The 25,579-nt window shown below is 42.6% G+C and carries 25 protein-coding genes, 1 pseudogene and 1 riboswitch; of the genes and pseudogenes, 2 read left to right on the forward strand and 24 right to left on the reverse strand.

Going from position 1 to position 25,579, the window contains the following annotated elements; all coding sequences use genetic code 11:
• Positions 1–64: 64 nt before the first annotated feature.
• Positions 65–940, forward strand: coding sequence for a hypothetical protein (locus tag BLU58_RS13085; protein WP_093292790.1), 876 nt, complete (start codon positions 65–67; stop codon positions 938–940).
• A gap of 494 nt (positions 941–1,434) precedes the next feature.
• Here BLU58_RS13085 and BLU58_RS13095 read toward each other — a convergent pair whose 3' ends face one another.
• The 16 genes and pseudogenes from BLU58_RS13095 to BLU58_RS13170 form a co-directional block, all read right to left on the reverse strand.
• On the reverse strand, positions 1,435–1,764 hold the full coding sequence (locus BLU58_RS13095; RefSeq protein WP_093292793.1) for a type II toxin-antitoxin system PemK/MazF family toxin: 330 nt from the start codon (positions 1,762–1,764) through the stop codon (positions 1,435–1,437).
• Positions 1,764–2,003, reverse strand: a complete 240-nt coding sequence (locus tag BLU58_RS13100; protein WP_093292864.1) for an AbrB/MazE/SpoVT family DNA-binding domain-containing protein — start codon at positions 2,001–2,003, stop codon at positions 1,764–1,766. Before BLU58_RS13100 ends, BLU58_RS13095 begins: the two co-directional genes overlap by 1 nt.
• A gap of 166 nt (positions 2,004–2,169) precedes the next feature.
• Positions 2,170–2,961: a MetQ/NlpA family ABC transporter substrate-binding protein gene (locus BLU58_RS13105; RefSeq protein WP_093292795.1), complete on the reverse strand. Its 792-nt coding sequence runs from the start codon at positions 2,959–2,961 to the stop codon at positions 2,170–2,172.
• Positions 2,962–2,996: 35 nt separating this feature from the next.
• Positions 2,997–3,653 (reverse strand): methionine ABC transporter permease, encoded by a 657-nt coding sequence (locus BLU58_RS13110; RefSeq protein WP_369813784.1) that lies wholly within the window; start codon positions 3,651–3,653, stop codon positions 2,997–2,999.
• 13 nt (positions 3,654–3,666) lie between these two features.
• A pseudogene (locus BLU58_RS13115) lies at positions 3,667–4,404 on the reverse strand (methionine ABC transporter ATP-binding protein); the annotation flags it as partial.
• Positions 4,405–4,495: 91 nt separating this feature from the next.
• Positions 4,496–4,614: riboswitch (SAM riboswitch) on the reverse strand.
• A gap of 68 nt (positions 4,615–4,682) precedes the next feature.
• On the reverse strand, positions 4,683–5,882 hold the full coding sequence (locus BLU58_RS13120; protein ID WP_093292799.1) for a glycosyltransferase family 4 protein: 1,200 nt from the start codon (positions 5,880–5,882) through the stop codon (positions 4,683–4,685).
• A gap of 4 nt (positions 5,883–5,886) precedes the next feature.
• The gene (locus BLU58_RS13125) at positions 5,887–7,287 is read right to left on the reverse strand and encodes an O-antigen ligase family protein (protein WP_176786676.1); all 1,401 of its coding nucleotides are present in this window, start codon (positions 7,285–7,287) and stop codon (positions 5,887–5,889) included.
• A 326-nt stretch (positions 7,288–7,613) separates the two neighbouring features.
• Positions 7,614–8,258, reverse strand: coding sequence for a sugar transferase (locus BLU58_RS13130; RefSeq protein ID WP_093292803.1), 645 nt, complete (start codon positions 8,256–8,258; stop codon positions 7,614–7,616).
• Positions 8,259–8,489: 231 nt separating this feature from the next.
• Positions 8,490–9,407: an NAD-dependent epimerase/dehydratase family protein gene (locus BLU58_RS13135; RefSeq protein ID WP_093292805.1), complete on the reverse strand. Its 918-nt coding sequence runs from the start codon at positions 9,405–9,407 to the stop codon at positions 8,490–8,492.
• A 34-nt stretch (positions 9,408–9,441) separates the two neighbouring features.
• On the reverse strand, positions 9,442–10,545 hold the full coding sequence (locus BLU58_RS13140; RefSeq protein ID WP_093292807.1) for a glycosyltransferase family 4 protein: 1,104 nt from the start codon (positions 10,543–10,545) through the stop codon (positions 9,442–9,444).
• Between the two features lie 90 nt (positions 10,546–10,635).
• Positions 10,636–12,063, reverse strand: coding sequence for an O-antigen ligase family protein (locus BLU58_RS13145; RefSeq protein WP_093292809.1), 1,428 nt, complete (start codon positions 12,061–12,063; stop codon positions 10,636–10,638).
• Between the two features lie 3 nt (positions 12,064–12,066).
• Positions 12,067–13,575: a lipopolysaccharide biosynthesis protein gene (locus BLU58_RS13150; RefSeq protein ID WP_093292811.1), complete on the reverse strand. Its 1,509-nt coding sequence runs from the start codon at positions 13,573–13,575 to the stop codon at positions 12,067–12,069.
• Between the two features lie 18 nt (positions 13,576–13,593).
• Positions 13,594–14,340 carry an N-acetyltransferase gene (locus BLU58_RS13155; protein WP_093292813.1) on the reverse strand — a complete coding sequence of 249 codons (747 nt, stop codon included), beginning with the start codon at positions 14,338–14,340 and terminating at the stop codon, positions 13,594–13,596.
• A gap of 17 nt (positions 14,341–14,357) precedes the next feature.
• The gene (locus BLU58_RS13160; RefSeq protein ID WP_093292815.1) at positions 14,358–15,692 is read right to left on the reverse strand and encodes a nucleotide sugar dehydrogenase; all 1,335 of its coding nucleotides are present in this window, start codon (positions 15,690–15,692) and stop codon (positions 14,358–14,360) included.
• Positions 15,693–15,705: 13 nt separating this feature from the next.
• Positions 15,706–16,809, reverse strand: a complete 1,104-nt coding sequence (locus tag BLU58_RS13165) for a DegT/DnrJ/EryC1/StrS family aminotransferase (RefSeq protein ID WP_093292817.1) — start codon at positions 16,807–16,809, stop codon at positions 15,706–15,708.
• Between the two features lie 22 nt (positions 16,810–16,831).
• Positions 16,832–17,869, reverse strand: a complete 1,038-nt coding sequence (locus tag BLU58_RS13170) for a Gfo/Idh/MocA family protein (RefSeq protein WP_093292819.1) — start codon at positions 17,867–17,869, stop codon at positions 16,832–16,834.
• Positions 17,870–18,173: 304 nt separating this feature from the next.
• On the opposite strand from BLU58_RS13170, the gene BLU58_RS16530 reads away from it, so the two are divergent.
• Positions 18,174–18,323 (forward strand): hypothetical protein, encoded by a 150-nt coding sequence (locus BLU58_RS16530; protein ID WP_176786677.1) that lies wholly within the window; start codon positions 18,174–18,176, stop codon positions 18,321–18,323.
• A gap of 55 nt (positions 18,324–18,378) precedes the next feature.
• Here BLU58_RS16530 and fabZ read toward each other — a convergent pair whose 3' ends face one another.
• From fabZ to murA, 8 genes are all read right to left on the reverse strand, one after another.
• Positions 18,379–18,816: a 3-hydroxyacyl-ACP dehydratase FabZ gene (gene fabZ / locus BLU58_RS13175; RefSeq protein WP_093292821.1), complete on the reverse strand. Its 438-nt coding sequence runs from the start codon at positions 18,814–18,816 to the stop codon at positions 18,379–18,381.
• A gap of 16 nt (positions 18,817–18,832) precedes the next feature.
• Complete coding sequence (locus tag BLU58_RS13180; protein WP_093292823.1) at positions 18,833–20,158, reverse strand: NAD-dependent malic enzyme; 1,326 nt, start codon at positions 20,156–20,158, stop codon at positions 18,833–18,835.
• Between the two features lie 94 nt (positions 20,159–20,252).
• A complete protein-coding gene (locus BLU58_RS13185; RefSeq protein ID WP_093292825.1) occupies positions 20,253–20,774 on the reverse strand; it encodes a CDP-alcohol phosphatidyltransferase family protein in 522 nt (173 codons plus the stop codon).
• A 63-nt stretch (positions 20,775–20,837) separates the two neighbouring features.
• Positions 20,838–21,491, reverse strand: coding sequence for a DNA-directed RNA polymerase subunit beta (locus BLU58_RS13190; RefSeq protein WP_093292827.1), 654 nt, complete (start codon positions 21,489–21,491; stop codon positions 20,838–20,840).
• Positions 21,492–21,752: 261 nt separating this feature from the next.
• A complete protein-coding gene (gene spoIIID / locus BLU58_RS13195) occupies positions 21,753–22,043 on the reverse strand; it encodes a sporulation transcriptional regulator SpoIIID (protein ID WP_072331438.1) in 291 nt (96 codons plus the stop codon).
• 116 nt (positions 22,044–22,159) lie between these two features.
• The gene (locus BLU58_RS13200; RefSeq protein ID WP_093292829.1) at positions 22,160–22,828 is read right to left on the reverse strand and encodes a M23 family metallopeptidase; all 669 of its coding nucleotides are present in this window, start codon (positions 22,826–22,828) and stop codon (positions 22,160–22,162) included.
• A 149-nt stretch (positions 22,829–22,977) separates the two neighbouring features.
• Positions 22,978–24,114, reverse strand: a complete 1,137-nt coding sequence (gene spoIID, locus BLU58_RS13205) for a stage II sporulation protein D (RefSeq protein WP_176786678.1) — start codon at positions 24,112–24,114, stop codon at positions 22,978–22,980.
• 159 nt (positions 24,115–24,273) lie between these two features.
• Positions 24,274–25,572, reverse strand: a complete 1,299-nt coding sequence (gene murA, locus BLU58_RS13210) for a UDP-N-acetylglucosamine 1-carboxyvinyltransferase (RefSeq protein ID WP_093292833.1) — start codon at positions 25,570–25,572, stop codon at positions 24,274–24,276.
• Between the last annotated feature and the right edge of the window lie 7 nt (positions 25,573–25,579).

A 25,579-nucleotide genomic window follows, 5' to 3' on the forward strand; every position in this document is an offset into this window, starting at 1 on the left:
TTACATATTCTACGTTTAGTTGCGAATAGGGTTGTTCGACCCTCTTTTCTGGAGGTTAAACCGGTTGCATCCTTATCAATATTTTTATAGATTTAATCTCGATATAAATATAGATAGGGGTTTGAAGATGTATAAGAAACAAATTGTAAAAGCATTTACGTGTGGAGCTCTCGCTGTTACAGTCATAGGATGGGGGGTAGTTAGTCATCCTATGAAAGCTAATGCTCAATATAGCCAAGCCTCTGATGTAGAGACAATATTTCATTCCCATGGAGCTCTCAAGCCGGAAATGAAGATAGAGAATGAAAATATTTATATTACTAAAATCGATAAGAGGCAAGTGAATGGTAGATGGGGAAAAACAGATAAAGTCGTAGCCATGTGGTCAGATGATTTAACTAGTTACGGACCTGTTGAATTTCATCAAATCAATAATGCTACGTCTATAACACACAAAGAGGCTATAACCAAAGGAATTACATTAGAAGGAACACTTGAAGCTAGTGGAGAAGTTGGAGGTAAAGCTGGTATCCCGTTTGTTGCTGAGGGAAGCATAAAAATAGGTAGCAAAATTTCTGGGAAGATTAGCAACAAATTAGGAGATACAACTACTGGAATTGATATTGGATATACAAGTGCTGTATTCAGTAAATTCTTAGGAATAAAGCAAGATGATCCCAACAAACCATATCCATATAAAAGTACTAAAGTGTCTCGATTTATAGAGTACTCTGTACTCGACGTCGAGTATGTAGAAACAGATAGTGACGGATGGATTAAAAAGAATGGAGTTATAACCAAACTAGTACCTCTGAAATCCGTAGCCTACGTTATTCAACAGAATAGTTATACAGATCATATACTGATGAAAACAGGAAAAAACAACCCATTAGGTGATGAATTTTATGAAAGTCTAGTGAATCAATATACTCGTAAATAATATATGGTTCTGCAGTAACATCGATGAACCAATATATCTAAACAATAAAACTTATCCAACCTTATTCTGGTCATTCAAGTCGTAAATCGCTTGAAGTATACTCTAAACTGGCTATTACCGACACTCAAGATGAGTATGAACGTGTTATCCCTCAATTCCCTGTGTAAACGTAAAATGACTTGAGAACTATACAAGAACTCAAGTCATTTTACCATTTATTGGACAGATGGCGCCAAAATCGGCCTTCGCTCCTTCTGCCCCTTCTTCAAGAGATATCATCCTTTTCTGCTTAAATTCGTAGAAGGAAGTTCCCCATTACTTCCTTCCAAAAAGACACCTCCCCTAGGGGATTCTATTTCCCTTGTGAAACTAAAAAAACGAGAAATAGGAGGGAACAGTGACAGATTAAAGTCCATCTCGAACCTAAATCCACCCTGCACACCTCTTATTTCTCATGATGAACACAAAAATAGTGAGCTACTCTATCCGCCCACTTACGATAAAAATGTATGAATGAGTTCTAAACAATCAGCCACCACTTCATCCGTCACTTGCCCCTTTGTTTCAAAGCTCCGTGCATGCCAGTCTAGGCTTTTCACCTGGTCGGCAAGAATCACACCTTTAAATGGGAGCCCTTCAGGTAGCTTCACTTCAAACGGATACCCTTTATCTACGCTGGTAATGGGGCAGACAACAGCAAATTTCGTGGTTTCATTAAAACTTTTAGGCGATAACACAATCGCAGGTCGTCTCCCTGCCTGTTCGTGCCCTGCTTGTGGGTTGAAGCTGAGGTATACCAGATCACCTCTCTCTGGTGCGGCCATTACAAAAGCTCAGCTCCTTCTGCTTCCCCAAAATCAACTTCATGATGCCGGTTTTCCGGAGTCACTTTTGCTAATAGCTCCTCAAGTGTCGGTCTCTGCTTCATGGGGATTAACTTAATCTCCTGACCCTCTACTACCATTTCCATTTCCGATCCATTCTCAATCGATAACATTTCCGCAACATGATTCGGAATCCGGATGGCAAGGCTGTTACCCCACTTAGACACTAATGCTGTCATTCTGGTTCCTCCCTTACTAGCCTTTGCTTTCATTATACCCCTCCCTATTATGCATGTATATACATTGTATCTACATTCTTACCAAATTATTCCCGTTACATAGGAAGGAAACAAAGCCCCCCAGCACGTCCTATCCCGTTAATAGGTCCATACTGGGGGAATTCGATTAAAATGCGGCCACTACTGCACCTTTGTATTTCTCATCAATGAATTTTTTCACTTCGGGTGAGTTCAATACTTTTGCTAATTTCTTCAGGACTTCTTTGTTTTCGTTTCCTTGTTTTGTCGCCAGTATATTTACATAAGGTGAGTTTTTATCTTCGATGAAAAGGGCATCTTTGATTGGATTTAGTTTCGCTTGTAATGCATAGTTTGTATTGATCACCGCTAAATCAACTTCACCTATAGTACGAGGAAGCATCGCAGCTTCTAATTGCTTAAATTGCAGTTTCTTCGGATTCTCTTTAATCGATTGTAGAGTCTTCTCGCCATCTGGGCTATCTAATTTGATCAAACCTTTCGTCTCTAAAAGTTGAAGGGCTCGTTTGAGATTAGAAGGATCATTCGGCAGTGTTACCGTTGCACCATTTGGAATCTGGGAACCCTCTTTCCATTTCTTTGAGTATGCACCCATTGGTTCAATATGGACGCCTACCACTTTTACGATATGGTATCCCTTTTCTTTATTCGTTGTCTCTAACCAAGGAACGTGTTGGAAATAGTTTGCATCAAGTTGTCCTTCTTCAACAGCTTTGTTTGGCAATACATAGTCTTGAAATACTTTTACATTCAGTTTTACGCCTTCTCTTTCAAGTTGTGGTTTAATATGCTCTAAAATCTCTGCATGTGGTACTTGGGAAGCTCCTACAGTTAACGTAGATTCTTCTTTCTTTCCTCCGCAAGCTACCGCAAGCAGAGATACAATCGCAATTAAGGCAACAAGCCAACTTTTTCTCATCTCTTATTCCTCCAATGTAATAGGGTAATTTTTTCTTAACGGTGGTCAACTTTGCGACTGATCGCATCACCGATCCACTGAACGATTTGAACAATAGCTACCAAAATAAAACTACATACAAGCAACATCTCATTATTAAACGATTGGAAACCGACTCGTAGAGCAACGTCACCCAGCCCGCCACCTCCCACGATCCCAGCGAAAGCAGAGTAGCCGATTAACGAGACACACGTTACGGTAATCCCTGAAATAATCGCCGGCAGCGACTCGGCTAATAAAACCTTACGAATGATCGTAAATCGATTCGCTCCCATCGCATGTGCGACTTCTAGTGTACCACGATCCACTTCCAGTAAGGATGTCTCCACCATCCGCGCAAAAAAAGGTGCGGCCGCTACGGTTAGCGGGATCGTAGCCGCAGTCGGTCCTAAACTCGTACCGATGAGAAACGTAGAAAGCGGAAATAATAATAAAATAAGGACAATAAAGGGTACCCCACGAAATACATTCACCACAAAGGCTAAGCTTTTGTGAATCACTTGGTTCTCCCAAAGATGACCACGGTTCGTAATCACGAGGAGTACACCGAGCGGTAAACCCAATAACACCGTAAACAACGTTGAAATCCCTACCATTTGCAATGTATCCAATGTGGCCTGCCAAACAGTCACCCAGTCTACTTGATTAAGCAATGTGACCACCTCCCAAACCTTCTGTAAAACGCCTCGTCACTTCATGTTGTGGATCCCGAAACACTTGTTGTACCTCACCCAATTCCACTATCGATCCCGTCTCCATCACTGCTACTTTGTTACAAATCGCATCTACTACACTCATCTCGTGCGTGATCAAGACAACGGTAATCCCCATCTCTTGATTGATCTCTTTTACTAATTGCAAAATGGAAGACGTCGTCTCCGGATCAAGTGCAGAAGTAGCCTCGTCGCATAGTAGCAAAAAGGGATCGTTAGCAAGTGCACGCGCAATCCCAACACGTTGCTTTTGCCCACCGCTCAATTCGGATGGATACGCATCTCGCCGCTCCCATAGCCCTACACGACGCAATAATTCTTCCGTTCGTTGCTCGATATCGTGCTTTGCTTTTCCTGCTATTTCAAGTGGAAAGGCTACATTTTCTCTTACGGTACGGGACCATAGTAGATGATAATGCTGAAAAATCATTCCGATCTTCTGTCTGAGCACCCTGAGCTCTCCATTGGACAAGGAGGATATATCGTTGCCATTCACATGGATCGAACCACTTGTTGGCTTTTCTAATCCGTTTAGCAAGCGGAGTAAGGTACTCTTACCAGCACCGCTGTAACCGACGATTCCGAAGATTTCACCCTGAGCGATCTGGAGAGTAATCTCTTTTAACGCAATCACTTCCTGCTCTCGCCCTTTAGCTGGATATCGTTTCGAAACTTGCTCGATTTGAATCAATTTACTCACCTTCCTTATTTACAAAATGAAAAATCCCCCTCTGCAGATGATTGCAGAAAGGGGATATGTATATATACAAAGATCCACTTTCCTCTCATCTACCAGAACAAAAAAGCTCTGCAGGAATTGGCACCTTGTTTGTATGCTTGATCACACAAACTGGTTGCCGAGGTATCATAGGGCCTGTCCCTCAACCTCTCTGGATAAGAGAAAATCTAAGATATTCATTTTTCAATTCACTATTGTAACGAACTAACGCCTATACTAGATCAATTTATTTAATATGTCAATGATTTTATTTTCTCATAGCGCTCGATCACTTGATTTGCATTTTGCTCCAACGAAAAGCCACGCGAAGCTACATAAGCTTGTTTTCCCAGCTCTTCTCGTACATCGTCCTTCGTTACCATTTCATGTAAACATTGCGCAATATGCTCTACATCTTTTGGACGTGCCAGTCTTCCGGTCACACCATCTTGTAGAACTTCTTTTATCCCACCAACATCCGTCGCCACCATCGGACGTCCACACCCCATCGATTCGAGTAGGATGGAGGGCAGTCCCTCACTGAGACTGGTTAACGCAGTCACATCGGCACTATTCATCCATAGTGGAATTTCATCATATGGCCTTCTCCCCATCAAATGAACCCGACCTACAAGGCTAAGCTCTGCGATCTCTTCCTCAATGCTACTTTGAAGTGGTCCTGCTCCTACTACATACAGATCTAGACCTTCGTGCTGATCACCCTGAACTAGACGGTGAAAAGCTTGTAGCAAATAGCTAATTCCCTTTACAGGCAGTAAATTTCCGATAAATACAATCTTCTTCCCCTCAGGCGGAATCCCCAGACGAAGACGTGCCTCTTGGCGATCGATGGGGTAAAATCGATTCGGATCAAAGCCATTATAGATCGTAGATACAGGTAACCCTGGGACCATTTGATCCACCTCATCACGAAGCCGATCACTTACCGTGATGAGATGATCATTAGCCTTTAATGCTTCGATCGTTCGTTCGTAAATCTTTTTATTTTTCTTCGGATAAAGCATAATATCAGAGCCATGAATCGTGCTAATAACGGGGACTCCCAGTTCCTCTTTCAATTTCCCACCTACATATCCATCTGGAAAAATCGTATGACAATGGAGTAGCTCATAAGGAAAATCTTGCTTGATTTGATGCAAAATCGGTTTGAGAGATCGTATATAAAACGCACCATAGCGATGGAAAAAGAAACCGCCAGGAAACATCCGTGTAGGCACATAATGGACAGGAATCCCCTCTAGATCGGTTCGACTCGGTAGGTCTGAGTATCCTTTCCACTTTTTGTACAGTGGAAAGCTAGGAATCGGTACCACTACCTGCACTTCGCATCCTGCATCGCGTAGCGCCTTAGTCTGATTATGTACGAAGATCCCAGAATGCGGATTTACCTTACTTGGGTACATGTGTGAAACCACTAGAACTTTTTTCATCCACTCATTCACTTCCTCGTATAGCCTGTTTCTTTCTCTCTAATTCGCCAAACCCAATCACTGCTAAACCGATCCCTAGCGTAATCCACATCGGGGTATAGTGAATGCAGCTACTAGGCGCCATTCCGCCGAAAAAGAAGCCGATCAAGCTAGACAACGTAGCAAAAGCACCCCAACGAACCACGGGACTCGTTGATGCTCCATGCTTTAAAGAAGCAAGCTTCCATAAACGCCACAAGAGCCAGAAATAGAGCGCCATATACATCACAAAGATCAAAACCCCAAAATTAACTAAGACTTCTAGCCACCAGTTATGGATATTTTTTTTGTCTACATGAGGTGCACCTTCCATTAACGGCTCTACATTGCCCGGTCCTACTCCCAAGTAATGTGAATTATGTAAAAAGTGAAGTCCGTTGATAATGAGAAACTTACGAACCGTAGCACTTCGTCCCGTTTCTCCTTCGATGACACCTTCTCCCTCTGCATCCCAGCCACCTTTTTGGAAATCCCCTAGAAAACCGAAGATGGAAGCTAATTTCGCATTATTGGCGGCCCTTGCCTTATCGGTTAAAAGAACAAAGCCTACTGCATTTGCTAAGATAATCGCAGCTAAGACAGCTATGATCGATTTGGCTACGTTTTGCTTCGTCCATTTCTCACGCTTCACTACGAAAAAAACACCTAACAGGAGGACCACACACGCAAGAGGTAGAGCAAACATAACATTACTACGCGAACCCGTTGCGAAAAGGGTGTAGAGACTAAAAATACATCCAATGTAAAGGAACCATTTATATTTTTTATGTAATGGCAACATAAAGATCGCCGTAATCAAAAATGGCAGCGCCAACGTAATAAAAGTAGCCAAGTCATTTTGATTGGTAAAAACCGAAGTAACCACACTTACAAGTTCAGAATTATAGCCTCTAGAAACGGGTAAATGGATAAAGGTCATCGATTCAAATACAGCATAACCAATGATTATTGCATATACCATTACCAGTATTTTTGATGTTTTCCAAAGACTTTCATATGTACGGATAAAGAACGGGAAAGAGAAAGTGAGTACAAGCATCATAACAAGGAAAATCAAATACCGAATACCGTCTTTCAAACTAACAGCCCAAGTGAGTGAAATGAGTGCATAAAGCAGCCAAAAACAGAAGAAAGCTCCAAACCAACGAACTTGATAAATAGTTGTAAACTCCCTATTTTGCTTACCGTTTATGTATTCTTTATTCCAGATAAACCGTATCAAAATCCCTACAGCTAAAACAAAAAAAGCGATCCGAAAAAAGGTAAGCCGAAATTCCCCAGTACCTATTCCGAGGGTCGGACCGATCAATGCAAATGCAATCATGTAGTAGAAAATTTTTTCTAATCGATCATGTTTTCGAAGCAACAATGTATCCACCAAGCCCCTCACTCTTTTCATTATCAAGCTTATGTTACTTGCAGATTACATTTTGTTAACAAGTTCGACAAATGTAACTAAAGGAGTATATCGTGGCGTATAATAAGTTTACAAAGCGAAAACGGAGGTGACTCACATGGAATATCCAGTCGTTGGTAAATCATTTTGGATTGGTGTCATGAATGCCGCTGGTATCAGTGTACCGTTTTGGTTGCTGATGTATGCAGGACTTCGTCTGATATTCTAATGTGAGTCACAGTCATATAAAAAGAAAGCACGGATCATCATGATGAGATGGTGTCCGTGTTTTCTTTTTATCTTGCACCGCTTCCGGACAAGACCACCCAAACCGTACGTAGCAGAATACGTACATCCATCGCAATCGATTGATTTTGAATGTAGTACATATCTTGTTCCCATTTTTCACGTGGGGTCACTTCATAACCGCCTGTTACCTGTGCCCATCCAGTAAGACCTGGTTTCACTAACAAGCGTTTCTTAAACCCAGGAATCTCTTTTTCAAATTGCTCCGTAAAACAATCACGCTCTGGCCGAGGCCCAATTAAGCTCATATCTCCATTTAATACGTTGAGGATCTGAGGAAGTTCGTCAATCCTTGTTTTACGAATGAATTTACCTACCTGCGTAACACGGGGATCATTTTTAGCCGCCCATTGCGGTCCGTTTTTCTCCGCATCCGTTCGCATGGAACGTAGCTTATAAATCCAGAATTTCTTCCCTTGTAGTCCCACCCGCTCTTGCTTATAGAAAACAGGTCCAGAGGACTCCATTTTAATCGCAATAGCTGATAGAACAAGGACAGGTAAGGTAAAGATGAGAAGGGCTAACGAGAAGACGATCTCAAACGCCCGTTTTACGATTGAGTAGATCATAGAAGCAGCTCCTAATTCTCCTGTCAAAACACTTGCATCGTTTTCACCCAACGTCTTCAAACGCATCTGTTATTCACTCCTGATCGCATAAATCATCTATGTTTGTCAACAGTTTATACTCATAGTTAGATTACAAAAGTAACAGTAACATTACAGTAATGTTTCAAGCCTATAATGACACAGTATACTTCAGGAGAGCTTAAATAACAATAGACGTTTTGTTACAGCTTAAGCGATTTATATCTGGGTACATAACAAGCTCTGCTTGGTCCAACGTTTGCTATGTAAAAGAGTATGCTAGTACTTCTCTAAATAGTATTGATACGTTTGCTTCAAGCCATCTAGTAATGGGATTTTCGCTTCCCACTCTAAGGTGTCCGCGGCTTTCTTCGCATTAAAATAACTATCTTTAATATCTCCAGCACGCTCTGGTCCATACGTAACAACTACTTCTTTTCCAGAGGCTACCCGAAACGCTTCGATTAATTCATTTAATGAAGTCTGAACACCCGTACCGATATTGAACATTTCCCCTGCGCCTTTTGACAATGCTTGTACATTTGCTCTGGCTACATCTTCTACATACACATAGTCTCGTGTATGTTCCCCGTCACCAAACACCGTTAGCGTTTGTTTACTTAGTACTTTGTCGGTGAAGATGGATACCACGCCACCTTCGCCCCTTGGGTCCTGACGAATGCCGTATACATTTGCATAGCGGAGTGCTGTGTACTGGAGCCCAAACAAACGGGAATACACATCTAGATAATGTTCAACTGTGTATTTCGAGATACCGTAAGGGGAGATCGGATGCGTTGGGTGGCATTCGTCGATTGGCAAATACTTAGGTTCTCCATATACAGCGGCAGAAGAAGCATACACGAATTTTCTTACTCCTGTATCTTTTGCTGCTTCTAATAAATTAATCACTCCCATGATATTTACATTTGCATCATAGAGAGGTTTTTCAATCGAGGTAGGGACATGCGTTTGTGCCGCCTGATGAATCACTGTATCCGGTCGCACCTGTTCAAAGATCTGATGTACTTCCGGATGCGTCACATCGATCCGATAAAAGGCCGCTTTTGGATGAATCTGTTCTTCGTGCCCTGTTATCAGGTTATCTAGGACAACCACTTCATGCCCTTCGTTAATCAGTTGATCCACGATATGGGAACCGATGAAGCCAGCTCCTCCTGTCACAAGAACTTTCATGCTGATACCCCCTCTGTTTTCCTACATAGACATCTCATGATCCAATTTCTTGGTACAAGCGCAGTAATTTTTGTTCTTCAATATGCCAATTGTAGTTTTCCTCGTATGCTTTCCGTCCATTAACACTCATCGATTTAGCTAGTTCTGCATCAGTCAAAATCTGTGTTGCCCTCTCTGCCATTTCCTTCGGGTCTAGAGCATTTACAGTAAAACCACAGTCGCTTCCCTCCACAATCTCTTTCCATAACGGGAAATCAGTTGCAAGTACAGGAATACCAGCTGACATGTACTCAAACATCTTAATGGGTAAAGACTCACGATAGTTTTCAATCGGATGCAAGCAAACCAATCCAACTTTTCCAGATGCTAATTTCTGCTGAACCTCTGTAAAAGGAATTCTTCCATGAAGGTAGATCCGTCTTTCACTAAATCGCTCTGCTTCCTCCACACTCACTTGGATATGTTGAAGCGGACCGATAATATGTAATTCCGCTTGTAACTCCTCTGGAATGTGATCCATCATTTGAATCATTTCATCATACCCACGCAGACGAGAAACTCCGCCCACGTATAGGATTTGATTTTTCCCAACATCTTGTCGTTCCATCATCGGCATCGGGAGTGGATAGTTTTTTATGACTTCTCGATGCTTCACTCCGGTAAATTGGCTGGCAATGGGCTCCGTTGCTGCGATGACTGCTGTTAGCTTTCGTGCTAATCCCTTTTCAATTCGGTGGGCCCAGGTAGATAGAGGCCGGCGAATCTTAGGGTTAATCCACACTTTGGTATAGATTTGTTTAGGTAAGTCTTCATGTACGTCATAGATCACAGGTTTCCCGGTCCGCAGCCGTAAGAGCACTCCCCACGGAAGCAGTTCCGGATCATGAAAATGAAATACATCTGCACCACTTTTTCGTGCACGTTTATATAATTCATATCCCTTTAGTAGCCTGCGAAAGCGATTCGGGGCTCGTTTCACTCCTACAATCCGCACACCTTGCACCCTTTTCTCTTCCACATCCGAAATCGCATGTAGCTCTACTTCATATCCCGATTTTGATAAAGAAACGGCTTGTTTATGAAAAATTCGGGAGTCATCACAAGGATGAACTGAACTAAATATCATCACTTTTTTCATTCACAGGTTCAGCTCCTTCTGGCAACTTACTCTATATAGAAAGGGAGGAATCACCAAACTGGGCTCCCTCCGCTCATTTCCATCCAGATATCAACTTTGGTTGAATTGTTTATTTTCATGTTCTCCTAATACTAATACAGCAAGAGCCAGACCATAGCTAATCCACATCGGAGTAAAGTGGATAGCAGTACTCATCGCCATACCACCGAAGAAATATCCAATCATCGCCGCTAAACTAGCTACTGCTCCGAAACGTAAATATATCGAGAGATGAGGAGATCTTTTTAAACTGATCAGTTTCCACAGTCTCCACAGTAACCAGACGTATAAAGCCAGATAAAGGGCAAAGATAATCACACCGAAGTTAACTAAAATCTCAGCCCACCAGTTATGGATATTTTCCTTGTTTACATCCCCACTCACATACTCATCTGAAGAAGGATGCATCCATCGTTCAATATTACCTGCACCTACACCCATAAAATGGCTTTTGACTAGAAAATCGAACCCATGCTTCAAGAGATTGACACGTACCATGATACTCTCTCCTGATTGGCCTTCTATCTTTGATTCCTCTCCCCCTACAAGCTCCTCCGAAACCGCATCATGAAGATCAGAAATGCTTGCAGACGTACTTCCCAGCTTATCCTCCACGATTCTTTCGCCCTCTGGAGTCAACATAGTCGAAAGCATCACCTGCACCAATACCACAGCAAGAAGTAGGAAGAAGCCATTTGCCCGGATGCTTTTTAGACGGAATCGACTCCGATCCAAACTTTTCCAAAAAAGAACGAGCATGACCACTGCAATCAATGGGAGAACGATTAACTCGTTTACGCGTGATCCTGTGGCAAACAAGACATAGCCGGATAGAATAAATACTCCATACAGTAAGGCTTTCATCTTTCGAGATAAAGGCAACATGATCATCGCAGCCACGATAAAGGGAAGAGTCAGCGTAATACATGTCGCCAAATCATTTTGGTTCGTAAATACAGATGTAATCGACGCACTTACTCCACCTGAAACATTTTCATCTGCCGCCCGAGAGGTAGGAAGATGAATTAAGGTAACCGATTCAAAAACTGCAAATAAAATGATCGCTGTATATACACCAAATAATACTTTCGTGATCTTCTTATAGTAGGATTCATTTCGGATAAAGTAAGGAAATGAAAGGGCTAACGCAATCATATTCGTTAGAAACACGACATAACGAATCCCTTTTCCCATATCGATAACCCACGTTAATGTTAAGACGGCATACAAGATCCAAAAGCATAGAAAGGCGACGTACCAACGAATCGGAACCATATAGGATACTTCCAAGCTTTTTTTATTTACGAAGCGAAAAATGATTCCGGCTAGTAAAACCAAGAAAGCGAGGCGGAATAAAGTTAATGTAAAGCCGGATGTCACCGGGATACCAAAGCTAGGCCCGAGTAGAGCGAAGGCGGCCGTTAGATAAAACCACGTATCTAAACGTTTTCGTTGAGAAAGCAAACCCTCATTCACCATCTCTCACTTTTTACCTCCTAGTTTGGGCAAAAGACTGCCTATTCGATTCAACATGTGAACAGGAATTAATCCTGTAGAGAAAACGACAGCTATATTCACTATAAATGCAACAACATACGTAACCCACGGATTCGGCAAATGGTTAGCCTGTACATAGCTAATCCAAGCCATAGAAGCGAGGAAGACCGTCATATAGAGCATCATAGCACCGAACTTAAACTCAACTGGATATACTTTTTGACTCGCTCGATAAATCAAAATCACCGCAATCAAATAACTAGCAGCGGTCATACTAACTGTACCCCAAATTTTAAAGTACGGCACGAGTAGAAAGTTACCAATTAAGAAAATCACCGAAACGAGGATAAAGATTCGTGAGATGTACTTGGTTTGTTTTTTGATGAATAATCCAACACCAAACACCGGGTGTAGTACGTTTAATAGTGTCCCCAACGATAACATCCATACATAGAGATACCCACTCGACAGGTCCACCTTCGTCTCTGGGCCCGGAGCACCGATATATAGATTGTACAAAGGTTGAATAAAGAAGGTGAGCACCATAATAGCTAACGTTCCAAACACGAGTAAGCCTCTGCCGATCAATCCATACACCTGCTGTGCATCATCACGGTCTTTAATCGACATCGAAAAAGGGCGCCAAGCTAATTGAAACGGTGCCGTAATCAAAACGATAAAGCTAGCTATACGCACGGTTGCTTCATAGATGGCGTTTGCATCGTACTTAATAGCAGAGTTATCTTCTACTAAGTAATTTAGCATAGGTCTACTGATGGATGACATAATCCAAAAAGATAATAGAGAAATCATCACAGGCGACCCATATTTGATGAGCCTCATCGTATGAGGTTTAGAGAACTTCCAAGTTATCTCTTTTCGATACAGCCATAGCAGGATCAAGGCTACCGTACCTTGACCGATCAACTGACCGTAAAATATGCCGAGCACAGATGGTTTCATATAGTAAGCAAGTACCACACTTAACACCGAGGACCCGATCACAAAAGCCATTGAAAAAACATTAAAAAACCAGACTCTTCGGTTATAGCGAGCATAGGCGAGGATGTGCTGAATCACAATCGCCCCCAATGTCGCAACGGTTGCAATCGTCAATAGATGGGTATCGTCATAGCGATTGCTTCGATAGACGACGGAAGAAATCGCAGAATCAAAGAGGAAAGATAGCACACTAAACAGAATACACATCCCCACACTAAACAATAAGGTGTTTGTGAAGTAGACCTGGCGATCCTTCTCATCTTTCGTGTCATAGAAATAATAAGCCAGTGCCGTATCCGTTCCTAGAATGCACAGATACGTTAAAATAAGCGTGTATGTCTGTGTCAGGCCCCAATCGCCGATAGCATACTGGTCTTTTTGTAGAATCCGAATATAAATGGGAGCCAGCACAACTGCTGCTAGCTTGTTTCCCATCGTAGCAATCGCAAAGGCAGCTGAGTCTGAAAACAAACGCTTGATTAGTTGGTTCATGGATTGCTCCTACCTAAACTACTCTTGATTTTCTAATAATTCACGGGCTGGTACATCCCGTAGCACACGAGCTGGCACCCCTACATACACTTTCTTTTCCTCTGTATCACGGTGTACAACGGCCCCTGCCGCGATAAAGCTTTCTTCTGCTACCACTATACCCGGCAGTAAGATAGAAGCCCCTCCTACACGTGCGCCTTTCTTGATGTGTGCACCTTTTACAAACTGGAATCGTTCTTTCGTACGCCCCATAAAGTTATCATTGGTAGTCGTTACAGTTGGCGCGATAAAAACCCTTTCTTCAATCGTCGTATAAGCAGTAATGTAAGAATTGGTTTGAATCTTCGTAAAGGAGCCGATCGAAACTTGGTTTTCTACCGCTACTCCACGTCCGATTACTACACGATCTCCAATCTCACACTTCTCCCGTACGGAAGCTTGATCGCCAATCATGCATTCCTTCCCAAATGAAGAACCACGATATAAAACCGTGTTGGCTCCAAGGGTTGTCCCGTCTCCAATCACAAGCGCAGGCAAAGAAGCATCTACCTTTACCGTTGATGCTTTCGCAGGCCTCGGCCAACGCCCTACCACGCAATTATCAGAAATAAATACATCATCACCAATCACCGTTCCTGCATGAATCGTGACATTATTGCCGATCGTAACACGATCCCCTAATACAACTCCGTCTTCAATAACCGAAAAATGGCCGATGGAGACATCTGTCCCCATCGTCGCACGTTCATGTACGAAATTGTTCATGAGCCCACACCCATTTCTTATAATTTTTCGTAGTCTGCTTGAATGCTGGAAGTAGAAATACCTACACCCTTAAAGGCATTACGAGTATCAAAAATCACTTTTGATTCTCGTGCAATCATCTCATAATCAAAAGCACTATGATCCGTAGTAAGTAGGACAAGATCTGCATTTTGAAGGCGGTCTGCTGTCAACTCGACCGTCTTCATCACTTTTGCATCTGCACTATGTGAGAAGCGGAAAGAGGGTACATGTGGGTCCGCTACTTCAACATCCGCATGATACATTTCGAGTAGCTCTAAGATCGGAAGAACAGGAGACTCACGCATATCGTCGATATCTTTCTTGTAAGCCACACCCAGCACAAGTACCTTAGAGCCTGCAAGTGCTTTTCCATAGCGATTTAAGATTTTCATCGTACGGTCTACCACAAATTCTGGCATTGCATTATTAATTTCACCCGAACATTCAATTAAGCGAGTGTGATAATTATACTCCCGTGCTTTCCAAGTCAAGTAAAATGGGTCGATTGGAATACAGTGTCCACCTAGCCCCGGCCCTGGATAAAACGCCATAAATCCGTATGGCTTGGTCTTAGCCGCATCGATCACTTCCCAGATATCAATCCCCATCTTATGACAGAGGATCGCCATTTCATTAGCAAGTCCAATGTTAATATTACGGAATGTGTTCTCGAAAATCTTCTCCATCTCCGCTACTTTCGGACTGGATACTTCGTGAACTTCCCCTTCCAATACTGCACGGTACATCGCAGCCGCTACTTTCGTGCAGTCCGCTGTTACCCCACCCACTACTTTCGGTGTGTTTTTGGTATTAAAGGTTTTGTTACCCGGATCGACACGCTCTGGGGAGTAAGCTAGGTAGAAATCTTGACCGATTTTGAGTCCCGTTGCTTCTAGGATTGGGCCGACTACTTCCTCTGTAGTACCTGGATAAGTTGTACTTTCTAAGACAACTAACATCCCCGGATGTAAATACTTCGCGATATCTTTGCTGGATGACTCTACATACGAGACATCTGGCTGTTGATACTTATCCAAAGGCGTTGGAACGCAAATCGCTACTGCATCTACTTCCCCAATCTTCGAGTAGTCCGTCGTGGCCATAATCTTACCACTTGCCACTAGTTCCTTTAACTCCTCATCGACAACATCGCCAATATAGTTAATCCCTCGGTTTACCTCATCTACACGGTGTTGCAACACATCAAAGCCGATAACGCGGAAGCCTGCTTTTGCTTTTTCAACTGCCAGTGGTAAACCCACATAACCAAGCCCTACGACTCCGATCACAGCGGAACGATTCTCTAATTTTTCTAGTAGCACGTTTGTCACGCCTCGTACCCCCTTATTGATAGAACTTCTTAATGGTATCCGCGATATAATTCATATCCTCACGAGACAACTCTGGGTAAAGCGGTAGCGCAAAAGTACGTTTCGATAAATACTCCGATACTGGCATACTACCTTCGCCTTGACCAAGATCTTTATACACTTCTTGTAGATGAAGCGGAACGGGGTAGTAAACACCAGTAGAGATTCCGTGCTCACCCAAATACTTCATCAACTCATCACGCTTTTCAGCTTGTACAATATACAAATGGTAAATGTGCTTACGATCTGGTGCTTCGTAAGGTGTTACTAGCGGAGTATCTTTCAATAGTTCATTATAGATAGCCGCTTTTTCTCTACGTGCATCGTTCCACTTCTCGAGATGGCGTAGTTTAATACGTAGTGCAGTCGCTTGAATTTCGTCCAAACGGCTGTTATAACCGATCATGCTGTGATAATATTTCGGGCTACTACCATGAACTCGAAGAATCCGGATTTTCTGTGCAAGCTCATCATTATTCGTAACTACCATTCCCCCGTCACCATAGCCGCCGAGGTTTTTGGTTGGGAAGAATGAATAGGTGGCCGCATCGCCCCAAGAGCCGATCATCTGACCTTGAAATTGAGAGCCTATCGCTTGTGCCGCATCCTCTAAGATGTAGATGCCTTTTTCCTCTGCAATCGCACGAAGCTCGTCCATGTTTGCAGGTTGACCAAAAATGTGAACTGGGATGATTACTTTTGTTTTATCCGTAATTTTTGCTTTCACTTGTTCGATATCTAAGTTATATGTCTTTGGGTCCACATCCACGAATACAGGAGTTCCGCCTACTTGTGATACGGTTTCTGCAGAAGCAAAGAAGGTAAACGGAGTCGTGATTACTTCGTCTCCAGGTCCCACTCCCATCGCATCTAGCGTTAATACGAGGGCATCGGTCCCGTTTGCAACCCCAATCGCATGTTTCACTCCGATGTACTCAGCCACTTCTTTTTCTAATGCTTTTACTTCCGGTCCGAGAATATAAGCTCCACTTTCAAATACATTTTCTACTGATGCTAAAACTTCTTCACGAATCGTAGCAAACTGTGCTTTCAAGTCTAGTAAAGGAATTTTTTTCATTTTGAAATACCCCTTTTATCATTTATTTTATTAGGATTTTTCGTTCTAGCGTATTCATTTTAATTGGCTTACCTGATTCTGCCGACATCTGACAAGCGACGACTAAGCTGAGTGTATCACGGCCTTCTGTGCCCGAGACAATCGGAGTACGACCTTCTGTAATCGCAAGCGTCATATCACGAATAATACACTCATGACCTGGCATACCCCATGGATCTTGCGTAATTTGTTCTTTCAACTGTGTCACTTCTTCTTCCGTCAGGCCTTCAAAATCCCACGTTTTAATCCAGTTAGCAGTTGGGCCACCTACAACAGCGCTACCTTTTTCACCAAAAATACTTAGTGATTCTTCTAAGTTCTTCGGATAAATCGTAACAGCCGCTTCCAGTAAGCCAAGTGCCCCATTTTTAAAGCGAATCACCGAGATGGATGTATCTTCTGCTTCAATTTTGCGAATCCGGGTCGCATCATATGTATAAACTTCATCCACATCCCCCATCATCCATAAAAGCAAGTCCATGTTATGAATAGCTTGATTCATCAAGACTCCACCATCCATGGCCTTCGTTCCACGCCAAGGAGCTTGATCATAATATGCTTGATTCCGATTCCATCGAACCGTTGCGTTGGCATGGCCGATGATCCCGAACTTTTCATTTTCAATTTGTTTTCGTAGTTCTACGATAGCTGGACGAAAGCGGTTTGGATGGACCACAGCCATCTTCACACCATTTTCCTCACATGCATCAATCATCCGATCCGCATCTTCTAGCGTCAATGCCATTGGCTTTTCGACCACGACATGCTTCTTCGCTTCAGCCACTTGGATGGTGAGTGCAGGATGTAGACCGCTTGGTGTACAAATCGATACAACATCAACATCTGCTTGTAACATATCAGCTAGGTCCGTATATCCGATGACTCCATCGATTGTAAATTCCTTCAAACGCTCTTCATTGGTGTCGCATACTGCTACAAGTACAGCCCCAGGGTCAGCTTGAATCGCTGAAACGTGCTTCTTCGCAATATGACCACAGCCTACAATACCATAGCGTACCATAGATTTCCCTCATTTCCGAAACTTGTTCCATAGAAAAACTCACTACCATTGTACCGCTAACAAAGTTTGATTTACGCATCTAATGTTACAGAAACATTACAAACTACAGTCTCACTGTAACATAACTGAAATCTTTTGGGTAGCATACTTGATAGAATGCACGATTTCCAAATATGTATATACGTTACCCACCATCAGCGGAATCTTCCATTTTCACCATCGTATAAATCCCTATCCAACATTCACAAACTAAATGTGGACACACCGCAACAGTAACCCCTAAGCGACCATGGAGGATGGAATAATGGAACACCACGATTTAGTCGAGATGGAGTTAGAAACAGATGTTGATATGGATGAGCCTCAAAATCCCTTTATCGGGATTCGTAACGCACTACTCCTTAGCATCCTACTTTGGATCCTATTTTATCTCGTTTTCTACCCATTCAGATAAAGAAAAAGGAGAGGTCTCATGTGACCCATCCTATCCCATTCCATCTATTTTATCCTTAGCTCGTTACATCGATAATCGCAAACATCAATTCCCCTGATGCGACTATCTTTCCATCTACACTCGCCGTACCTTTCCCTTTACCAATACTTCCTTTAAAACGAGTTAATTCCACCTCTAAGCGCAGCTGATCCCCGGGAACAACTTGTCCACGAAAACGAAAGCCATCAACCCCTGTAAGGAAACCCGTTTTTCCTTTATGCTCTTCTGAAGTGAGAACCGCCAATGCTCCCACTTGAGCTAATGCTTCGACGATGAGCACACCCGGCATGACTGGATAATGGGGGAAATGTCCCTGAAAAAATGGCTCGTTTATCGAAACATTTTTAATGCCGATTGCCCGAACATTCGGTTCACATTCCAACACACGATCCACTAATAAAAAAGGATATCTGTGTGGAATTGTCTCTTTAATCTTCTCAATAGCCCATTCCATAAACAAACCTCATTTCTTATTTACTTGATTCCTCTTTCATCACGGCCATCTCGACTGCTTCTGCTACAATTTGATGTGCTCCTAAATCGAGTGGGTGAGGAACTAACTGGCCTGGCTTGGTATGGTTTGAAATAGCCGTAGCCGCTGCTACTAACATATCATGGGTAATTCGTTTTGCTCCAGCATTTAATGCTCCACGGAAAATACCTGGGAATCCGAGAACATTATTTACCGATCGTCCATCTGCTGCAAACAAAGCTCCTGCTTTAATCGCCTCATCTGGCTCGATTTCTGGTTTTGGATTGGAAAGAGCCAGTATCACTTGTCCCTTTCGAACCCATTCAGGCTTGATTAAGTTAGGTACACCCGTCGTAGCAATTACAATATCGCATTTCTCCATCACTTCTTCAAGCGAGTGAGCCGGTGTCCCGCCATACATAGCAAGTCGATCTAAGGCCGTTGGCTGACGATCCACCCCAACCATTTCCTTTACACCGTAAGCCATAAACATCCGACAGATAGCTAAGCCCGCTGCTCCCAGTCCGATTTGCCCTACCACTGCTTCTTTTAGATTCACGCCTGCACTACGGCACGCAGACATAACAGCTGCCAATGTGACTACAGCGGTACCATGCTGATCATCATGCATCACAGGAATATCAAGTTCTTCGATCAAGCGTTCTTCTATTTCAAAGCAGTGCGGAGAGCCTATATCCTCTAGTAAGATACCCCCAAACCCTTTTGAAATCCTCTTTACGGTTGTTATGACTTCAGCCGGATCACTCGTATCCAGCAGGATAGGGATCCCGCTAATTCCTGACAATCGATCAAATAAGGCCGCCTTCCCCTCCATTACCGGCATCCCTGCCAATGGTCCAATATTTCCAAGACCTAAAATAGCCGTTCCATCTGTAATGATGGCAACGGTATTTCCTATGCTTGTATAGTATTGAGCCAAAGACGGGTCCTCTTCAATCGCACGGCACACGTTGGCAACACCGGGCGTATATACTTTTCGTAAGTCATCTAATGAACGGATATCAAAGCGGCTACTCATATGAATCTTACCGCCTTCATGGGCGTGAAGAACATCATCGGAGACAGCTCTTACATGGATTCCCTCTCCTAGTTGTTCAACGGCCGATATCGCCGTTTCTAATTGCTCTTCACTTTCACACTGTACTGTAATATCCCGTACCGTCGAATAAGGTCCTATTTGTCTGGTTTTAATCTCGCCGATATCCCCACCAAATAAGCCAATGGCCGTTGTCACTTTCCCTAAATTCCCTGGCTTTGATGGTGTTTCGACTATAATAGTGCGAGTTACATTTCTTGCCCCCATGTCGCATCCTCCTAATTTTATGTATACAAGAACGATATCGCAAAGAGAAAGAATCGGGGTTCATCGCCCCGATCCCCTTATTATTCACATTCTCTTACTCATTTACCACTTTTAATTGGAACATATAAGACAAAGTCGCGATATAAGAGAGCCCAATTACAATCCATAGTATCGTTGGAGCATATGGAACATCAAACATAACCATAAATAACACAAGATACGAAAGTACCGTTGTCAATTTCCCTAAAAAATTAGCAGGCACTGTCTTCCTGCCTTGAAAATGAACAATCGCCCCATAAACAATCATACCCAAATCACGGAATAGGATTGCACATGCCGCTTCCCATGAGATTTTATCTGACAATAATAAGGATAGAAAAATGGCCATTAACATACACTTATCCGCGAGCGGGTCTAACATAGCACCCATTTGCGTTACTTGATTATTACGCCTAGCAAGATACCCATCTACTACATCGGTCAGGCCCGCTAAGAAGATAATTCCGATCGCCCAACAAAGACGCGCTGGCGAAGGAATGTCCGAAAAGAATATGAACAAATAAACTGGAACTAATAGAAAACGAACCAACGTCAACAGATTGGGCACATTCAACATAGTCCCTCCTAAGCAGTGGTTTGACACGAAGAAACCCCGTCTACTTAAGCGGGATGTAGGGGGTTACTTCTGATAAATTAAGTTATATAAGTGTTCCCAAGAGCTCCAACTAAATGTGTCTGAAATGGGCTTTCCACCAATTATCGTATTCCCGATCACTAGACCCGTTATTAATGCCGCTATCAATAACATCGGAATCCAGAAAATTTTTATAGCTGCTTTCAAAGGACTTCTTTTTGTTTCTGGCTTTATTTCGTTAGCGATTCCTTCTTGATCCTCTTGGTCTATAGGCTCTACTCGTTCTTGTTCATTATCATGCGCTTCAAAAGAAGTTTTCACAACCTCATCCTGCGCATGCTCTTCCTTCTTGAGATCTTCTTCATCATCAAGTACAGTCGTATTTTCCTCTTTTAGAGGTGTTTCAACTGCAGCAGAAGCTTCCTGAAGCTGTTCAAGGTCTACCTTATATTCTTTAAAATCAAGAGGGCTGAGTGTATCTTCAAAATTGGCAAGCTTGTCCTCCTTAGAATCCTCACTCCCTTGCATTCCTTCCTCTTTTTTCAGTTCTTTAAACTCATCATTCAACCCTTCGTCTGTTCGCTTTTCTTCCTCTTTTTGACTCCACTTCAATTTACCCACCATCACACGATCCTCTTGGGTATCTGTATGATTTTTTTCATCAAGCTCCATCTCTTTTTCTCGGTCTAATTGACTCATTTTTTCTACCTCTCCAAAAGCAGATCATTTTTTGTAAACCCACGTACATCTTATTCTGTCTATATAAAAAACGAATGCTGTCTTATACAGCAACACTTTACGATCATAAATAAAATATATCCTAGAAAAAACAGTACGTCTAGATTCATCTGTGACGACTCTGTTAGATTGTACCATAAATTTGAACACACCGGAGGATTCCTTTTATTGTCATTTCGTCAATTTTGTTACATAAAAAGTACTACTCCGGTGTAGTGGATATCAGATTTTTACCGCTTCTTTCAAACGAGAATCTTTGGTATTTGGCTTTCTTTTATATTTGATCTTCGTAGCTTCTCCACCTCTAAGATGACGAATAGATTTATGATATTCTAATATTTCTTTTACTTGATTTGCTAAATCAGGATTAATCTCTGGTAATCTTTCCGTTAAATCTTTATGAACCGTACTTTTTGAAACTCCGAATTCCTTGGCAATCGAGCGAACTGTATTTTTTGTTTCTACAAAGTATCTTCCAATTTTTATAGTACGTTCTTTTATATAGTCATGCATCGATTCCGTCCTCCCTCCCCTCATTTCTTGATAAAGTATATGAGGCAAAAATGAGGTTATTCTTCGAATTTGGACAGGAATAGAAAAAACCCACTATTTCGTGGGCTTTTCTTATATTACTTGATAAATGGCTCTGGGTTTTGAGGTTGGTTATTCTTTCTTACCTCGAAGTGTAAGTGATTTCCATCAGCTTGTTCAAACTTGTTCGTACCTGCTTGTCCTAGAACATCGCCTTGGTTTACGGTTTGCCCCACTTTTGCAGAAGTGGCAGCTAAACTTTGGTAAATGGTAATGAAACCATTTTCATGCTTCACTTCAACTTGTAAGCCGACTAATGGGTTCGTTTCAACTCTGGTCACTGTACCGCCCATTGCAGCTACCACATCAAATGACTTGCCGTCTTTTCGTGAAAAGTTTATACCTGTATTTCGATAGAAAGTGCCTTGATAATTGACAAGGGCTAGCTCTTTATCTTGGCTAGTCATTTTCTCATCATAAAACTTCTTGGTGACCGTCACTCCGGCGTTAGATGCTACAGGCAGTACCATCTTTTCAGCAGTGGATGGTTTTTCTACGGGTAAGATGGTATCAATCGATGGCATATTTTTGCTTACGTCTTTGCTGACAGTCCCCTGTACCAACCATACTCCGCCTAGTACAAGCGCGACGACTGTTACGTACACAGCGGGAAAGAACCATTTTTTCGTCAGGAGTCTTTTCCACGCAAGTTGGCGTTTGTTTTGATTCAAGAAGGATACCTTCGTTTTTGGATCCTCTATTTTCATAAGTTTCTCACCTCTGACTACATTGTCGACGTGAAAAACTCATTTTATACCTAAGTTGTTAAATTTTTGGTATATTGCGAGTGGATGAAAATCATTATAGTTTGTCGATAGTTGCGAGAGATTCGCTTGATTCATTTCAGCGGACATCTCTACTTCCTTCTAAACTCACTAATATGAATCCCCTGATAATAATGCTTCACGATTTTGTCCGCTTTTGCACCCGTCTGTGCCATAAGATTCGCGCCCCATTGGCTAAGTCCTACCCCATGACCATAGCCATATGTGGTAAATGTAATTTTGTCGCCATTTTGTTTCCACGTAAAGTCAGAGGAGGCTAGTCCGAGGGCTTCTCTCACTTCTCTACCCGAAAAATTCTTGTCACCGATACGTAAGCTAGCAATACGGTTCCCCGTTGTCTTCTTCACGATTCTCATCTGGTTTCCAGCTTGTAATGCTGATACTGGTACATCTAACGATTTTTTCGTTTGCTTCTCCAGTTTAGAAAAAACTTCTGCCAAAGGATACGTAGCCTCCCGCTCAAACTTAGGGGAAGAACGATCCCATGATGAGTCAACGCTAACAAGATACGGATACTTAGCAGTAAAGTATTCATCCGAGTTTTCCGTTCTACCATTACTAGTAGAGAAAAAGGCGGCGTAGATCGGCTTTCCTTGATACGTTAAAATCTGTCCTCTCGTTTCTTCAATAGCCAGTTTTATCTTCGCTTTATACTCTTGATAGCGATCTTTCCATTGGTTTTTTAGCTTGTCGTCCGTTGAATAGGCTTGATGTTGCACTGTATCCGTTACATCTGCTAATTGATGGGGAAGCCCATATGATTTTAGGTTCACAGTAGAATTCTTTTCTAATCGATTCACCACAAAAGTCCGTGCCGCCATCGCTTGTGCTTTGAGCGCTTCAATCTCAAACGTAATCGGCATCTCCGCGGCAACGACTCCCTCCAAATAGGTCTCCAATGGAAGTGAGATCACTTTCTTCTCTTTAGACAAGTACACCCGTACATTGGGATTATAGGTGCTGGCATTTACTCTCTTAGCTTCTGTTATATTCTCTTTCTGCGTACTAGGATTCATCTCCTTCTCCTGGCTTCCTTGACCAGCCACAAGTGCCGCATTCGACCCAAATCCCACCAGAACCGTCGGAATCGCTAATAATAATAAAATGCCCCCGATAAAGAGGAGGATCATCTTTCCTTTGAACCAAAGCCTCTTATTTCCTCGTATCCGTCTCCATCTTGCCAACCATATCTCCTTAGACGATTTCACCTTTATCCCCCTCATCTATCTGTTTACACTACTCTATGGGTTTCCTCATGACTCTAGAACTGAGTTTGATAGATTTCAAAATTGGGAATAGACAAATAAGATTGTGTAAGCTCATAAAAAAGCACGTCGCCCTCTAGCAACGTGCTTCCGAAGAAAAATTTATGCAAAAGTTACTTGCTGTACCTTCTCTACTTCTTCACCAATCTTTACTCGGGAGATAGTAGCACCTAGCTTTTGTAACTTTCCTACTAAATCTACATAACCACGATCAATATGTTTTAGCTCTGTCACTTCTGTAATGCCATCCGCAACTAATCCGGTGAGCACGAGCGAGGCACCTGCACGCAAATCGGTTGATTTCACCTCAGCCCCTGATAGTTTGTGGCCACCTTCAATGACAGAGGAACGACCCTCAATTTTAATATGTGCATTCATACGCTTAAACTCTTCTACGTGCATGAAGCGATTTTCAAATACGGTTTCCGTAATCATGCTTGTGCCTTTTGCGGTCAACTGGAGCGCCATCATCTGCGACTGTAGATCGGTTGGGAACCCAGGATATGGTAGAGTCTTCACATCAACTGGCTTCAAATCCCCTTTTGCACTTACATGAATGCCGTTATCCCCATCTAACACACTAACACCCATCTCTCGCAACTTAGCGACTAGAGGTACTAAGTGTTCGGAGATTGCCCCCTCTACAAATACATCGCCACGTGTAATGGCCGCAGCGACCATATAAGTCCCTGCTTCAATACGATCTGGAATCACGGTATGCTCCGTGCCACGTAGGAAATCGACCCCATCAATTCGAATCTCATCCGTACCAGCCCCGCGCACTCTAGCACCCATCGCATTTAGAAGGTTCGCTAAGTCTACGATTTCTGGTTCACATGCTGCATTTCCGATCACCGTGCGCCCCTGCGCGAGTGTCGCCGCCATCATTAGATTTTGGGTCGCTCCTACGCTAGGAAAATCGAGATAGATATTCGCACCTTGTAGACGATCTGCTACAAATCCTTCTACACAACCATGTGAAACTTCAAATTGAACACCCATCGCTTCAAAGCCTTTAAGGTGAAGATCAATTGGACGTGAACCAATCGCACAACCACCAGGTAACGGGATGCTAGCATGTTTTTTACGAGCCAAAAGAGGTCCCATCACTAAGATAGAAGCACGCATTTTCCGAACTAACTCGTATGGAGCGGCTGTATTCGATAAAGTCTCTGCATTAATCGTTACAGAATCCTCTCCTAACTTTGCTTCTGCTCCTAAACTGTTTAGTGTTTCGGTAATGGTTTTTACGTCTTCCAATAACGGAACATCTTCAATGTGGACGCTTCCCCTAGATGCCAAAAGCGATGCCGTGATAAGTGGAAGCACTGCATTTTTGGCTCCATGAACTTTTACTCTACCTTTTAGCCTAGCTCCACCCTGTACAACGATTTTTTCCAATGATCTT

Origin of the sequence: Thermoactinomyces sp. DSM 45892 (genome assembly GCF_900107305.1) — a bacterium.
Taxonomy (GTDB): Bacteria; Bacillota; Bacilli; order Thermoactinomycetales; family Thermoactinomycetaceae; genus Baia.

Excerpts from the sequence above, each read along its gene's own strand:
- BLU58_RS13185 (WP_093292825.1), bottom strand. The coding sequence starts at position 20,774 with ATGTTGAATGTGCCCAATCTGTTGACGTTGGTTCGTTTTCTATTAGTT.
- BLU58_RS13130 (WP_093292803.1), bottom strand. The coding sequence starts at position 8,258 with ATGCGTTTGAAGACGTTGGGTGAAAACGATGCAAGTGTTTTGACAGGA.
- BLU58_RS13155 (WP_093292813.1), bottom strand. The coding sequence starts at position 14,340 with ATGAACAATTTCGTACATGAACGTGCGACGATGGGGACAGATGTCTCC.
- BLU58_RS13095 (WP_093292793.1), bottom strand. The coding sequence starts at position 1,764 with ATGGCCGCACCAGAGAGAGGTGATCTGGTATACCTCAGCTTCAACCCA.
- BLU58_RS13140 (WP_093292807.1), bottom strand. The coding sequence starts at position 10,545 with ATGAAAAAAGTGATGATATTTAGTTCAGTTCATCCTTGTGATGACTCC.
- BLU58_RS13180 (WP_093292823.1), bottom strand. The coding sequence starts at position 20,158 with ATGGGGGCAAGAAATGTAACTCGCACTATTATAGTCGAAACACCATCA.
- fabZ (WP_093292821.1), bottom strand. The coding sequence starts at position 18,816 with ATGGAATGGGCTATTGAGAAGATTAAAGAGACAATTCCACACAGATAT.
- BLU58_RS13120 (WP_093292799.1), bottom strand. The coding sequence starts at position 5,882 with ATGAAAAAAGTTCTAGTGGTTTCACACATGTACCCAAGTAAGGTAAAT.
- spoIIID (WP_072331438.1), bottom strand. The coding sequence starts at position 22,043 with ATGCATGACTATATAAAAGAACGTACTATAAAAATTGGAAGATACTTT.
- BLU58_RS13100 (WP_093292864.1), bottom strand. The coding sequence starts at position 2,003 with ATGACAGCATTAGTGTCTAAGTGGGGTAACAGCCTTGCCATCCGGATT.
- BLU58_RS13105 (WP_093292795.1), bottom strand. The coding sequence starts at position 2,961 with ATGAGAAAAAGTTGGCTTGTTGCCTTAATTGCGATTGTATCTCTGCTT.
- BLU58_RS13190 (WP_093292827.1), bottom strand. The coding sequence starts at position 21,491 with ATGAGTCAATTAGACCGAGAAAAAGAGATGGAGCTTGATGAAAAAAAT.
- BLU58_RS16530 (WP_176786677.1), top strand. The coding sequence starts at position 18,174 with ATGGAACACCACGATTTAGTCGAGATGGAGTTAGAAACAGATGTTGAT.
- BLU58_RS13200 (WP_093292829.1), bottom strand. The coding sequence starts at position 22,828 with ATGAAAATAGAGGATCCAAAAACGAAGGTATCCTTCTTGAATCAAAAC.
- BLU58_RS13170 (WP_093292819.1), bottom strand. The coding sequence starts at position 17,869 with ATGGTACGCTATGGTATTGTAGGCTGTGGTCATATTGCGAAGAAGCAC.
- BLU58_RS13145 (WP_093292809.1), bottom strand. The coding sequence starts at position 12,063 with ATGGTGAATGAGGGTTTGCTTTCTCAACGAAAACGTTTAGATACGTGG.
- BLU58_RS13150 (WP_093292811.1), bottom strand. The coding sequence starts at position 13,575 with ATGAACCAACTAATCAAGCGTTTGTTTTCAGACTCAGCTGCCTTTGCG.
- BLU58_RS13135 (WP_093292805.1), bottom strand. The coding sequence starts at position 9,407 with ATGAAAGTTCTTGTGACAGGAGGAGCTGGCTTCATCGGTTCCCATATC.
- BLU58_RS13165 (WP_093292817.1), bottom strand. The coding sequence starts at position 16,809 with ATGAAAAAAATTCCTTTACTAGACTTGAAAGCACAGTTTGCTACGATT.